Genomic DNA, 12,970 nt, shown 5'->3' with positions numbered 1-12,970 from the left:
CGGTTAACCATTTTTAGCATTGTTACTAGATAGTGTATGGCATGTTAAAAAAATCCCCACAATTTACATGGTTTTTTTTATTTTTCATATTATAATAGTTGGTGTGTAATTTTTTTTTGCGCTATGAACGTTACATTAGATGATATTTAGCAAAGATTAAGTTACAATACTTGGTGAGAATCGTGAGTTTGAGCCTATTTTACTGCTTGTAAATTTACTGTTTTGCGTCAAGATTTAGCCGCTAATTTCTTTAAAATTCATCGTGAAACTAGCCACTAAACAGTTAGCCTATCTTATAAAAAAATAACTAGTGCCAACGCCTCTGACCGGATAGTTTTATTGACAGGCACAAAGGAGATTTCTGCTTAAACTTGTTGATAATATAGGCTGTAAAGGAAATCATCGAATGAATTTACAAAACACAGCAATACCTATTACCGATGATTATGAAGTGGACATCATTAAGTTGTTCTCAATCATGGCGGTAGTATATGGTATTATCGGTATGGCAATTGGGGTGTTCATTGCATCACAATTGGCATGGCCTGCCCTCAATTTTGGTATCCCTTGGCTAACATTTAGCCACTTGCGTCCATTGCACACCAACGCGGTGATTTTTGCATTTGGTGGTTGTGCGTTATTCGCAACTTCATATTATATCGTTCAAAGAACGTGTAAAACGCGTTTATTCGCACCTTATCTAGCCTGGTTCACCTTTTGGGGATGGAATCTTGTTATTGTTGGCGCAATTATTACCCTACCCTTGGGTTTAACCTCAGCCAAAGAATATGCTGAGCTTGAATGGCCCATTGATATTTTAATTGCCGTGGTGTGGATATCTTATGCTATTGTGTTTTTTGGTACGTTATTGAAACGCAAAACCTCGCATATCTACGTTGCTAACTGGTTCTTTGCTGCATTTATTTTGACCATTGCGTTACTGCATATTGTCAATAGTATGTCAATCCCTCTGAGCTTTTGGAAATCATATTCATTGTTTGGCGGTGCGACTGACGCTATGGTGCAATGGTGGTATGGTCACAACGCCGTAGGTTTTTACTTAACAGCCGCGTTTTTGGGTATGATGTATTACTTTGTGCCTGTACAAATCGGTCGTCCTGTTTACTCCTATCGTTTATCTATTATCCACTTTTGGGCGTTAATTGCGTCTTATATGTGGGCGGGTGGTCACCATCTTCACTATTCAGCACTCCCTGACTGGGCACAGTCTTTAGGGATGGTATTTTCTATCATTTTATTTGCGCCTTCATGGGGTGGTATGATTAATGGTGTACTTACCTTATCTGGCAGCTGGGATAAACTTCGCACAGACCCTATTATTCGTTTCTTGATTGTTGCACTGTCATTCTATGCGATGTCAACGTTTGAAGGTCCAATGATGTCAATCAAAACCGTCAATGCGTTATCCCACAATACTGACTGGACGATAGGTCACGTACATTCTGGTGCGTTAGGCTGGGTTGGTATGATTACGGTTGGTTCATTATATGTATTGATTCCACGTATTTGGAACAAACAAAAAATGTATTCAACTGATTTAATCACCACGCACTTTTGGCTGGCTACTGCAGGTACTATTTTCTACATCGTATCGCTTTGGATTTCAGGTATTGGTCAAGGTATGATGTGGCGTGCTACAAATCCAGATGGAACGCTGGTATATAGTTTCGTTGATACTGTCTTGTTCTCGCACTATCCTTACATTGGTCGTGCATTTGGTGGTTTATTGTATGTCACAGGTATGGTAGTCATGGCTTACAACGTCTACAAAACTATCACGATGCCAAGCACTAAAACTGTTGAAGTAGCGGATACCACTACACCTGTAGTAGAAACTGCTACCGCAAAACAGATTTAAGGAGAGACTCATGCAACTCAATCACGAAATTATTGAAAAAAACACGGGTCTTTTAGTTATCCTAATCGTTGTAGCTATTAGTTTTGCAACTTTGGTAGAAATCGTGCCATTGATTTATACCAAAGAGGTTAACCAACCTTTGCCCAATATGAAGCCATGGACCGCACTTGAATTAGAGGGTCGTGATATTTATATTCGTGAAGGTTGTCACGTCTGTCATACCCAAATGGTTCGTCCTCTTCGGGCTGAAGTGGAACGCTATGGACCTTACTCGCGCGCAGCTGAATCCGCTTGGGATCATCCCTTCTTATGGGGTTCTAAACGTACTGGACCTGATCTTGCGCGTGTGGGCGGACGCTATTCTGATGACTGGCAACGTGAACACTTGATTAACCCACAATCATTGGTACCTGAGTCTGTGATGCCATCATTTGCTTGGTTAGCAAAAAATGACGTTAACCCTGGAGAAGTACAAGCAAAAATGCGTCTATTCCGTGACCATTTTGGTGTGCCATATAGCGATGCTGATATTGCAGGTGCACCTGATGCGGTACAAGGTAAAACTGAGCTCGATGCTGTTGTTGCATATTTACAACAACTGGGCACTGCAATGAAAGGTCAACGTTAATGTTGGGCACATTACACAGTATCGCAACGGTCGCAGCGTTTATCGCTTTTATTGCGATTGTTTGGTGGGCTTACTCGCCAAAGAATCGCAAACGGTTTGAAGAAGATGCAAAACTTGCGTTAGATGACGAAGACCTAACAGAAGCATCACAACGCAATAAGGATAAAAAATGAGTGGATTTTGGAGTTTTTGGATAACCCTATTTTCCATCGCTTGTTGGGCTTGGATTTTGTGCTGGTTAGTCGGTGTATTGGGTTATCGCCCAAAAATGTCGGATGACGGTACTACAGGCCATGAATACGATGGTATCCAAGAGTTTGACCGTCCATTACCAAAATGGTGGTTAGCAATCTTTTGGGGTACATTAGCTTGGGCACTACTATACATGCTATTGTTCCCATCAGTAATGCCAGGCTCATGGAAAGGTATCACTACGGTAAAAGTAGATGGTCAAGATGTTCCTTGGACCAGTGCTAATGAATTAGCATCCGATCTTGAGCGCAATAATGCCGTATTTACTGGCACGTTCAATGATAAAATCTTAAAAGACAAAGCAGTAACGGCGCAAATTGATAGCCTTGCTAAATTACAAGCACAGCAAGCTAAAAATACAGAACCGAATGCCGAATTAAAATCGCAGATTGATAAAGGTATTGTAGGGCTGGCACCTGCCGTTCTAAAACTTTCTCAAGATCCGCAAGCGATTAAAATTGGTCAGCGTTTGTTCTTACAAAACTGTTCAGTGTGTCATGGCTCACAAGCGCATGGTGCACCCGGTTATCCAAACTTGACGGACAATGACTGGATTTATGGCGGTACACCCGATAAAATCTTGTTAACCCTAAATCATGGTCGCGTCGGTGGTATGCCAGCTTGGAAAGCGCAGATTGGTGAAGACGGTGTTCGCGCTGCAGCTGAATACGTATTATCACTATCACCCGGTCATGGCTCAAAAGAAAATGGTCAGTTGAACCAAACTTTGGTTAATCAAGGCAAGGCTATTTTTGATACCAACTGTGCGGTATGTCACGGTAAAGATGCCAAAGGTAACCATGATGTAGGTGCGTTGAACCTTACGGATGACACGTGGTTATATGGTGGCGACCGTGAAACGGTTCGTACGACGTTACGTAATGGTCGTGCCGGTGTGATGCCACATTGGGATACCAAACTAGGTAACGAGCGTATTATGTTATTGGCAGCGTATGTTTATTCATTAAGCGATCACAAACAAGACGCTTCTGTGATGACGCCACAAACTATCGTCAATAAAGAACGTGGTGCAGCCTCTACCCCAGTTGAAACTGCAAATGCGGTAAAATCTGCGGTTGCTAGTGCGGTAAAATAATTTTTACCAGCCACTTAAAAAAGCGAGTTTTAATCACTCGCTTTTTTATTGGCGATTGATTTGTGCCTCTTTACTTGCCTAGTTTTACATGCCTAGTTTTTCAAAGGCAGTTTCATCAAAACCAATGATTAACTCATTGTTTGAGACGACAATCGGGCGCTTAATCATACTTGGTTGCGCCACCATCATATCTAAAGCAGCATCCACATCTTGCTTTATTTGGGCTTTTTGCGCATCGCTAAGTTTGCGGTAGGTTGTGCCTTTGCTATTCATGATTTTGTCGATACCAACTGTTTCGACCCAATGTGCTAATGTCGGTTTATTTATCGCCTGTTTTTTATAGTCAAAAAATTCATACTCCAAACCCAGTGCAGTTAATTTATCAAACGCCTTTTTCATGGTGCTACAATTTTTGATACCGTAGATGGTGATGCTCATATTGGCTCCTTTTTTTATCGCAATTTTTACGGTTTTACGCTATGCTATGGGGCTTAAAATACCTTCCCATTCAAATACTGCAAATTCAGACCATTATGAGTAATTCAGCTTTAACCAGTCAATACCAACCCCAAGAGATTGAGCCCGCCCAACAACAAAAATGGGAACAGCAAAATCGCTATCAAGTAAATAATGCGGCATCTGATAAGCCGTCACGTTATTTGCTGTCTATGTTTCCCTACCCCAGTGGCAAGCTGCATATGGGGCACGTGCGCAACTACACGATTAGTGATGTGTTGAGCCGTTACTATCGGTTAAAAGGTTATGAAGTATTGCAGCCAATGGGCTGGGATGCGTTTGGTATGCCTGCAGAAAATGCAGCGATTGCCAATGCTGTTGCCCCTGCTGCGTGGACGTTTTCAAACATTGATAACATGCGCGCACAGCTTAAATCATTAGGACTATCGATTGACTGGTCACGTGAATTTGCTACTTGTACGCCAGAGTATTACAAGTGGGAACAATGGCTATTTGTACAACTGTTCAAAAAAGGTTTGGTATACAAAAAACTCTCAACGGTGAATTGGGACCCTGTTGATAATACCGTCCTTGCCAATGAGCAAGTGGTGGATGGTCGCGGTTGGCGCTCAGGTGCGCTAATTGAAAAACGCGAAATCCCCATGTACTACTTTAACATCACCGCCTATGCAGACGAGCTGTTAAATGATTTGGATAAGCTGGAAGGTCATTGGCCACAGCAAGTGATTACCATGCAGCGCAACTGGATTGGTCGCTCTGAAGGCATGGAAATTCATTTTCCCTATACCTTAAATGGTGAAGAAAAAACCCTAGATGTATTCACTACCCGCCCAGATACCTTAATGGGCGTGACTTATGTATCGGTGGCAGCTGAGCATCCACTGGCAAAACACGCGGCCGCGACCAATCCTGCCTTACAAAGCTTTATTGAAGCCTGCAAAAAAGGCTCAGTTGCCGAAGCAGACTTAGCCAAAGCTGAAAAAATGGGTATGGATACGGGTCTGACTGTCATCCATCCGTTGACCGGTCAGCAAGTGCCTGTTTGGGTCGCTAACTACGTCTTAATGAGCTACGGTTCTGGCGCTGTCATGGCAGTCCCTGCGCATGATGAACGCGACTTTGAATTTGCCAATAAATACCAGTTACCTATCAAACAAGTGATTGACCTAGACGAACCCCACAAGCAAGGTCAACAGTTTGATGCGACCACTTGGCAAGACTGGTATGGCGATAAGCAAAATGGCGTGGCTATTAACTCGGGTGAGTTAGACGGTTTAAATTTTAAACAAGCCTTTGACAAAATTTTAACCCAACTTGAGCCAAAAGGCTTGGGTAAAAAAACCATTAATTATCGGCTACGTGATTGGGGAGTATCTCGCCAGCGTTATTGGGGTTGCCCAATTCCGGTGATCAACTGCGCCGACTGCGGTACAGTGCCTGTTCCTGAAAATCAGCTGCCTGTGGTATTACCTTTAGATGTAGTGCCCGATGGACGTGGCAATCCCCTCAACAATCTTACTTCATTTACCGATGTCAACTGCCCATGTTGCGGTAAGCCTGCCAAACGTGAAACCGATACCTTTGATACTTTTGTAGAATCCAGCTGGTATTACGCGCGTTTTGCCTCACCCAATTATACCGATGGGATGATTAATAAAGTCGCCGCCGATAAGTGGCTACCTGTGGATCAATATGTGGGCGGTGTTGAGCACGCCGTGTTACATTTACTATATGCGCGTTTTTTCCATAAACTTATGCGTGATGAAGGCTTAGTGCAGGGTGATGAACCCTTTGCTAATTTACTCACCCAAGGCATGGTCTTGGCGGGTACTTATCTGCGCGAAAATGCCGATGGTAGCAAATCCTATTACTTTCCAGAAGAAGTCGATATCCGCTACAACGACAAAGGTCAGCCCATCGAAGCGACCTTAAAAGCCGATGGTCAGCCTGTCAAAATTGGCAAAATCGAAAAAATGTCGAAGTCAAAAAACAATGGTGTCGACCCACAAGCGACCATTGATCAATATGGCGCAGATACGGTTCGACTTTACACCATGTTTACCGCGCCTGTCGACCAGACGCTTGAATGGATTGACGACGGTCTAAAAGGTCCGTATAACTTTTTGAAAAAAGTATGGCGTTATACCATCGAGCATGGCGAAACATTGGCACAACAATCATTAACTGCAGCAACGCTATCGGTGAGTGACGCCCAGTCGCTTAGTAAAGCCGCTAAAAATCTACGTCGTAAAACGCATGATACGATCGGCAAATTAGATGACGCGTTTGGCAAAAACTTGGCACTCAATACGCCTGTGTCATTTTTAATGGAATTGTCGAACGAACTCACTGCGTTTGACATTCGTTCAGACAGCGATTTGGCAGTAGCCAATGAAGCACTGGTGACGTTATTGACTTTGCTCACCATGTACGCGCCGCACATGGCAGAAGTCCTACTTGAGGATTTAGGGATTGATGTGATGACACTAACCTATCCAACCGTTGATACTTCAGCCTTGGTACAAGACACTATCACCATGGTGGTGCAAGTCAACGGCAAAATCCGTGGTCAAATGGATGTGGCGCCAAACAGTGACAGCGATTGGTTAAAAGCCGAAGCGAAACAACTCGACAGCGTCGCTAAATTTATCACCGGTGATATCGTCAAAGAAATCGTGGTGCCCAATAAACTGGTCAATATTGTGGTAAAAGCCTAATTGATTATAAGGGCTTATTGGCAACCTAAGCCCTTTTTGACCTTAAAGCTTTATAATAACTTGAAGCTTCATAATAAAGTGTTATCACAAGCAATACCGACAATCATAGATGGGTAACTAACAGACAGGTAACTATATGAATCAGCCATTTCTTCGTATCTTCCTAAGCAGTGTGTTACTGACGCAGCTACCTGCCTGTGGTTTTCATCTACGCGGGTATGACGCGCCCATGTCACAAAATATCCCGACCACTGAGCTGATTTTTCACAATAGCCCAGAAGCCTATGCGGTTAAAAATGCGTTAAAAAAACAACTCGACCAGCTGAGCATTAACACCCAAGATAGGGTGATTGATAACAAGGCAGCCAACCAATCAAATACCGCCTTGCCTGCCAGTATTGAAGTCAAAAACATTCGCCTGCAAAACTACCAGCTACGCGGTATTTTGACCGAAATTCGTATGGTAATAAGCGCAGAGGTAAGCTATCGCGCCACTGAAAATGGTCAACCCCGCACGCTGACCAATACGATTCAAGTACAGCGCAGCTATCAGTATGACCAAGGCGTGGTAGCCACTGACAATCCCCAAGCAGAGCAAATTAAAGTATGGTTGTATGACAACCTGGCGCAGCGTATTGCTGACCAATATGTCGCACTGAGCCTTCCAAAAATCACCAAAGTGCCGACCGCCACTACCCCCTAACCTAATTGATAACACGCTGATGCAGTACAATTTTTTAAATGCTTTTCAACATCTCAAAAATAGGCAATCCCCCGCCACTGGGGTGTGGCTAATGCATGGCGATGAAGATTTGCTGTCACAGTGGCTGATTGAAAAAATGTCGCCCAATTGGCGGCAGCATAATATGGCAATTTCGCGCATGGATATTACCAGCGCCAAATCATGGCAAGCGATTTTGGCAGAGCTAAGCAGTCTGTCACTGTTTGACGACCACAAAGCCATTATCGTTCACGGTAATCATAAACCCGATAAAGAGGCGTTAGCAGAATTAGAACAATTTGCGACCAGCAATCCGAGCAATTGCTTAGTCATTATCAGTGATAAATACGATAAAAAAAGCCAAAGCAGCGCGTTTTATTCGCTTTGCGATAAATTTGGTCAAGTCATTGAATGCCATCTTTATCAAGAGCAGCAACGCGAACAACTGTTACAGCAACACGCGCAAGACTTTGGGCTCGAACTCACCAAACCCGCTTGGCAAATGCTGATGGCACAAACTCAGCACAATTTGCTAGCGGCTTACCAAAGTCTGTGGCGACTCTCCTATCTTTATGCTACAACAGATGCGAATCATCCTACCCATTTTGTGACCATCGATGAGCCTCACCTGTTTGATGGGTTGGTGAGTCAATCTATGTTTACCACCTTTGATCTATCGGATGCCATGTTGGCAGGTGATACCGCGCAGGTTGCAAAAATCTTGCAGCAACTCAAAGCCAGTGAAGAACCAGAGAGTCTGGTATTATGGATGATAGCCAAAGATATGCGCAATATTTTAAGCTTGCAATCAGGGGCAAGCTATCAAAGCCTCGGCATTTGGCAAAGCAAGCAACAGCTGTATAGTAAAGCCCTGCATCGTCATTCCCATGACGCTACCCGAAACTGGTCGGATGCGCTGTACCAAGCCGACCAAGCCATCAAAGGTCTGTTGCAACAACCGGCTTGGGAGCTGCTCTACCAACTCGCTTTTCGCCTAGCGGGTCAACCGTTATTTCACTAATTGCTTTTAAAAATGCTCCGCAGCCTTTGCAACCTTTCAAACAGCACGCCTATCAAACCACCGTACAATCCACCACCCCCCAAATTTTTAATGCGTTTTTCTTACTCATAACATTTATTTTATAATCCAGTAAAATTATGTGGTTATAATTCAGAATCCTTGCGAATTACCTATTTTTATTGCAATTTATTCTCATTTAGCTTTTAATACTCCCTGTTACAAAGCTGTATTTATTTAATTTTTTTCAATTGTTTATCCCTTGATAAGGCTTGGCACGATGACCGCTACCCAAAAAAAATGGCTCAAATGGGCAATCTTAAGTTTGATCGTTATTTCGCTGGCAGCGTTAGCTTATTGGTACTTTAAACCCAAACCCCAAAAACCCAATTACATCACCGCCAATGTCGAACGTAGCGATATTGAAAACAGTGTGATGTCCACGGGCAAAATTGAAGGCATTAAACAAGTGGATGTGGGCGCTCAGGTGTCAGGGGAAGTGACAAAATTGTATGTTGAAGTGGGTGATACGGTTAAAAAGGGCGATGTGATTGCTCAAATTGACCCAGTTACCCTGCAAAATACCTTAACCACGCAGCAGGCTACCTTACAGCAAAGCAAAGCGAATTTGGAAAGTACCAAGTCCGCCTATCAGACCAAACAAGCCGCGCTTGCCACAGCGCGAGCCGACTTGAAAGGTAAAATAGCAACCTTGCAACAGTCGCAAACAGAATACAATCGCCTAAAATCCTTGCTTGCCATGAATGCCATCTCCAAACAAGAGCTGGAGCAAGCAGATACCGCTGTCAAAACAGCGCAAGCCAATGTAGACAGCGCCAAAGAAGCGATTGCGACTGCCCAAGCAAATATTGCCTCATCGCAAGCCGATATTGTGAGTGCACAACAAACCATAAAAAAATCGCAAACGGACGTCAATACGGCTGAAAAAAATCTTGGATATAGCCAAATTGTTGCCCCAATGTCAGGCACGGTGATTTCTATCACCACCAAACAAGGGCAAACAGTAAACGCCAATCAATCAGCCCCCACCATTGTGACATTGGCAGATTTGAGTAGTGTGCGCGTGAAAGCCAAAATATCAGAAGCCGATGTCGTTAACCTAAAAGTAGGGTTGCCTGTTTATTTCAATATCATTGGACGCCCAGATAAGAAATACCAAGCCACGCTGTCGACCATTGGACCTGCGCCCGATGGTACTACCGCCAGTGATTCATCGACGTCAACGGATTCAGCAATTTATTACATTGGCTATTTTACTGTCCCCAATCCCGATGGCGCGCTACGCATCAACATGACAGCGCAAGTCTATATTGTTGAAAATAAAGTCAGTAATGTGCTTAGCGTACCGGCGGCGGCAATCAAAACTGACCCTAAAATGGGCAGTTATGTCGAAGTCGTACAAGCTGATGGTACTACCAAAAAACAAGCGGTCAAAACAGGCGTCACCAATCGTATTACCACCCAAATTCTTAGCGGCGTCAACCAAGGTGATAAGGTGGTTGTGGGTCAAGCAACGGTGAGTAAATCAAGTTCATCGTCTAAAAATAAGGGTGGTCCACCGATGATGTAGTCATCGGTAGATGATAACCCTAGATTGTAAACGTTGATTATAACCTATGACGCATGCTAACTTTGAGATACACGGCTGATGATAACGCAAGACACCAAACAACCTGTCATGGAAGTGAAGGATTTAATCCGCGAATTTCCTGCAGGTGATGAAAAAATTCGGGTTTTACATGGGATTGACTTGACCATTTATGAAGGCGAAATGGTGGCAATTATTGGTCAATCAGGCTCGGGTAAATCCACCTTAATGAACATTTTAGGCTGCCTAGATCAGGCGACTGCGGGCAGTTATCACATCTATGGCAAAGCGGTGGACAAACTCACCGCAGACGAACTTGCCGAGCTTCGCCGTGAGCATTTTGGGTTTATTTTTCAGCGCTATCATTTACTTGGTGACATTAATGCCCAAGACAATGTCGCCGTCCCTGCCGTGTATGCAGGGATGCCTGTGCGGCAACGTGAAGCGCGCGCCACCCAATTGTTAGACGACTTAGGTCTGGCGGCAAAAACCCAAAATCGCCCTAGCCAACTCTCCGGTGGTCAACAACAGCGTGTGTCTATTGCTCGTGCGTTAATGAATGGTGGCGATATTATCTTGGCAGATGAACCGACTGGGGCTTTAGATAGCCAATCGGGTAAAGACGTGATGGCAATTTTGAAAAATCTAAATAGCCAAGGTCATACCATCATTATGGTGACCCACGATCCTTCCATCGCTGCCCAAGCCGAACGCGTGATCGAAATCAAAGACGGACAGATTCTTAAAGATTATTATACCGATAATAGATTTGATAAAACCACTGAAGTTCAACACCTAAATTTTGCCAAAAAATCTGGTGTTACCGCGTTTTTAGACCGATTATCTGAAGCCTTTAAGATGTCCGTTTTGGCGATGAAAGCCCATAAAATGCGCACATTGTTAACCATGCTAGGTATTATTATCGGTATTGCCTCTGTGGTATCGGTAGTGGGTCTAGGGCAAGGTTCTCAACAAAAAATTCTCAATGATATCAGCTCCTTAGGCACTAATACTTTAACCATACGAGATGGCTATAAATTTGGTGACCCTCGCCGTAAATACCATGATGATAATTTAACAGATGCCGATGCCAATGCTGTTGCAGAACAGCCGTATGTGCAAAGCGTTAGTCCACAAGTCAGCAGCAATAGCGCCACCGCCCGTTACCGTGAAACAGAAGCTTCTGTGAATGTCAGTGGCGTGGGCAAAGATTATCTAACGGTGAAAGGAGAAAAACTCGCGCTTGGGCAAACCTTTAATGACAATAGTATCACCTCCATGACCCAAGATGTGATTATTGATGATAATGCAAAAACTGCCTTTTTTGCCAATGTCAGTGACCCCATTGGTGAAGTGATGTTGGTGGGTAGTGTGCCCGCTCGTGTCATCGGTGTGCTGCAGCCATCTGAGCAAGCTTTTGGTCCAAGTTCAGACACCCCTACCCTGTATATGCCTTATACCACTGTGATGCGTAGAATGGTTGGCACCAGTCATGTAGATAGTTTTATTGTGCTACTAAAAAATACTATCTCGTCTAGTGCCGCTGAGCAAGCCGTTTCTGATTTGATAGAGCAGCGACACGGCACCGATGACTTTCGTATTCAAAACTCTGATTCAATTCGCCAGACCATTGAATCCACCACAGGCACGATGACATTATTGATTTCATCGATAGCCATTATTTCGTTGATTGTGGGGGGTATTGGCGTCATGAATATCATGCTCGTCTCAGTCACCGAGCGTACCAGTGAAATTGGTGTGCGCATGGCAGTGGGTGCAAGACAATCTGATATCATGCAGCAGTTTTTGATAGAAGCGATTTTGGTGTGTATCTTGGGCGGGATTTTAGGCATTAGCCTAGCGTTTGCTATCGGCGCTTTAATTAACAAATTTGCAGGGGGTAATTTCCAAGTGGTGTATTCAACCACTTCCATTGTAGCGGCGGTGGTGTGTTCCACTCTCATTGGTGTGGTTTTTGGGTTTATTCCGGCGCGCAATGCCGCGAGACTCAATCCTGTTGATGCCTTATCAGGTGGTGAATAAAAGTTTTATCACCTATTTAGTCATCATCTAGCTCGTCAATACCTATCTAATTAGACTTATCTAATCAAAGCTGAATAAGTTAAAGGTATGATAAGTCGATGAATTTATGACTCTATTTTGATGCCAATCTTTAGTTAAAAAAATTGTGCGAAAATGCTTGCAAACCAAGATTTAATGCGTATAATATGCACTCACTTAACGGCAATAGCCAAAATAAAAACGTGAAAAATCGTTTTTGATTGCCTTAAAAGTTTTGGATCGTTAGCTCAGTTGGTAGAGCAGTGGACTTTTAATCCATTGGTCCCGCGTTCGAGTCGCGGACGATCCACCATATTGTAAAAGTTTGACAATGTCATTTTATGAATTTGACTTGTGAAATCAAAATTGCTTTGCAATTTTTTAATGCTTTAGCAAATCATAGATTTGCTCTTGCGAAGCTAAAAACGTCTCCCAGACGTTTTCTTAACGCTTCTCAGGATCGTTAGCTCAGTTGGTAGAGCAGTGGACTTTTAATCCATTGGTCCCGCGTT

Annotated in this window: 10 protein-coding genes and 2 tRNA genes (1 of these 12 cut by a window edge); 11 read left to right on the top strand and 1 reads right to left on the bottom strand. The window is 43.6% G+C overall.

The window, feature by feature from the left end:
* The first annotated feature begins 406 nt into the window (after positions 1–406).
* Genes ccoN through ccoP form a run of 4 tightly spaced genes read left to right on the top strand, consistent with a single transcriptional unit; the run spans position 407 to position 3,855 of the window.
* The gene (ccoN, locus tag RT422_RS05665; protein WP_096489165.1) at positions 407–1,879 is read left to right on the top strand and encodes a cytochrome-c oxidase, cbb3-type subunit I; all 1,473 of its coding nucleotides are present in this window, start codon (positions 407–409) and stop codon (positions 1,877–1,879) included.
* 10 nt (positions 1,880–1,889) lie between these two features.
* Positions 1,890–2,507 (top strand): cytochrome-c oxidase, cbb3-type subunit II, encoded by a 618-nt coding sequence (gene ccoO / locus RT422_RS05660; protein ID WP_050325700.1) that lies wholly within the window; start codon positions 1,890–1,892, stop codon positions 2,505–2,507.
* Positions 2,507–2,680 carry a cbb3-type cytochrome oxidase subunit 3 gene (locus RT422_RS05655; RefSeq protein ID WP_065252991.1) on the top strand — a complete coding sequence of 58 codons (174 nt, stop codon included), beginning with the start codon at positions 2,507–2,509 and terminating at the stop codon, positions 2,678–2,680. Before ccoO ends, RT422_RS05655 begins: the two co-directional genes overlap by 1 nt.
* Complete coding sequence (gene ccoP / locus RT422_RS05650) at positions 2,677–3,855, top strand: cytochrome-c oxidase, cbb3-type subunit III (protein ID WP_284034292.1); 1,179 nt, start codon at positions 2,677–2,679, stop codon at positions 3,853–3,855. The genes RT422_RS05655 and ccoP overlap by 4 nt, the downstream gene beginning before the upstream one ends.
* Before the next feature lie 84 nt (positions 3,856–3,939).
* Here ccoP and RT422_RS05645 read toward each other — a convergent pair whose 3' ends face one another.
* Positions 3,940–4,293, bottom strand: coding sequence for a Spx/MgsR family RNA polymerase-binding regulatory protein (locus RT422_RS05645; protein WP_282849839.1), 354 nt, complete (start codon positions 4,291–4,293; stop codon positions 3,940–3,942).
* Positions 4,294–4,388: 95 nt separating this feature from the next.
* Here RT422_RS05645 and leuS point away from each other — a divergent pair, with 95 nt between their 5' ends.
* From leuS to RT422_RS05610, 7 genes are all read left to right on the top strand, one after another.
* On the top strand, positions 4,389–7,049 hold the full coding sequence (leuS, locus tag RT422_RS05640; RefSeq protein ID WP_313421608.1) for a leucine--tRNA ligase: 2,661 nt from the start codon (positions 4,389–4,391) through the stop codon (positions 7,047–7,049).
* A gap of 136 nt (positions 7,050–7,185) precedes the next feature.
* Positions 7,186–7,752 carry a hypothetical protein gene (locus RT422_RS05635; RefSeq protein WP_062331376.1) on the top strand — a complete coding sequence of 189 codons (567 nt, stop codon included), beginning with the start codon at positions 7,186–7,188 and terminating at the stop codon, positions 7,750–7,752.
* A gap of 19 nt (positions 7,753–7,771) precedes the next feature.
* Entirely contained in the window at positions 7,772–8,791 is a 1,020-nt protein-coding gene (holA, locus tag RT422_RS05630) for a DNA polymerase III subunit delta (protein WP_313421607.1), read from the top strand.
* A gap of 277 nt (positions 8,792–9,068) precedes the next feature.
* Positions 9,069–10,379: an efflux RND transporter periplasmic adaptor subunit gene (locus RT422_RS05625; protein ID WP_284034296.1), complete on the top strand. Its 1,311-nt coding sequence runs from the start codon at positions 9,069–9,071 to the stop codon at positions 10,377–10,379.
* A 78-nt stretch (positions 10,380–10,457) separates the two neighbouring features.
* Entirely contained in the window at positions 10,458–12,440 is a 1,983-nt protein-coding gene (locus RT422_RS05620; protein WP_313421606.1) for a MacB family efflux pump subunit, read from the top strand.
* A 255-nt stretch (positions 12,441–12,695) separates the two neighbouring features.
* Positions 12,696–12,771 (top strand) — tRNA-Lys (locus RT422_RS05615).
* A 144-nt stretch (positions 12,772–12,915) separates the two neighbouring features.
* A tRNA-Lys gene (locus RT422_RS05610) sits at positions 12,916–12,970 on the top strand (it continues 121 nt past the right edge of the window).

The organism is Moraxella sp. CTOTU49803 (assembly GCF_032097965.1).
Classification (GTDB): Bacteria; Pseudomonadota; Gammaproteobacteria; order Pseudomonadales; family Moraxellaceae; genus Faucicola; species Faucicola tetraodonis.
This window is presented reverse-complemented; position numbering and strand designations above follow the sequence as displayed.

What these genes read in the sequence shown, in the direction of transcription:
- ccoN (WP_096489165.1), top strand. Translation starts at nt 407, where the DNA reads ATGAATTTACAAAACACAGCAATACCTATTACCGATGATTATGAAGTG.
- ccoO (WP_050325700.1), top strand. Translation starts at nt 1,890, where the DNA reads ATGCAACTCAATCACGAAATTATTGAAAAAAACACGGGTCTTTTAGTT.
- RT422_RS05655 (WP_065252991.1), top strand. Translation starts at nt 2,507, where the DNA reads ATGTTGGGCACATTACACAGTATCGCAACGGTCGCAGCGTTTATCGCT.
- ccoP (WP_284034292.1), top strand. Translation starts at nt 2,677, where the DNA reads ATGAGTGGATTTTGGAGTTTTTGGATAACCCTATTTTCCATCGCTTGT.
- RT422_RS05645 (WP_282849839.1), bottom strand. Translation starts at nt 4,293, where the DNA reads ATGAGCATCACCATCTACGGTATCAAAAATTGTAGCACCATGAAAAAG.
- leuS (WP_313421608.1), top strand. Translation starts at nt 4,389, where the DNA reads ATGAGTAATTCAGCTTTAACCAGTCAATACCAACCCCAAGAGATTGAG.
- RT422_RS05635 (WP_062331376.1), top strand. Translation starts at nt 7,186, where the DNA reads ATGAATCAGCCATTTCTTCGTATCTTCCTAAGCAGTGTGTTACTGACG.
- holA (WP_313421607.1), top strand. Translation starts at nt 7,772, where the DNA reads ATGCAGTACAATTTTTTAAATGCTTTTCAACATCTCAAAAATAGGCAA.
- RT422_RS05625 (WP_284034296.1), top strand. Translation starts at nt 9,069, where the DNA reads ATGACCGCTACCCAAAAAAAATGGCTCAAATGGGCAATCTTAAGTTTG.
- RT422_RS05620 (WP_313421606.1), top strand. Translation starts at nt 10,458, where the DNA reads ATGATAACGCAAGACACCAAACAACCTGTCATGGAAGTGAAGGATTTA.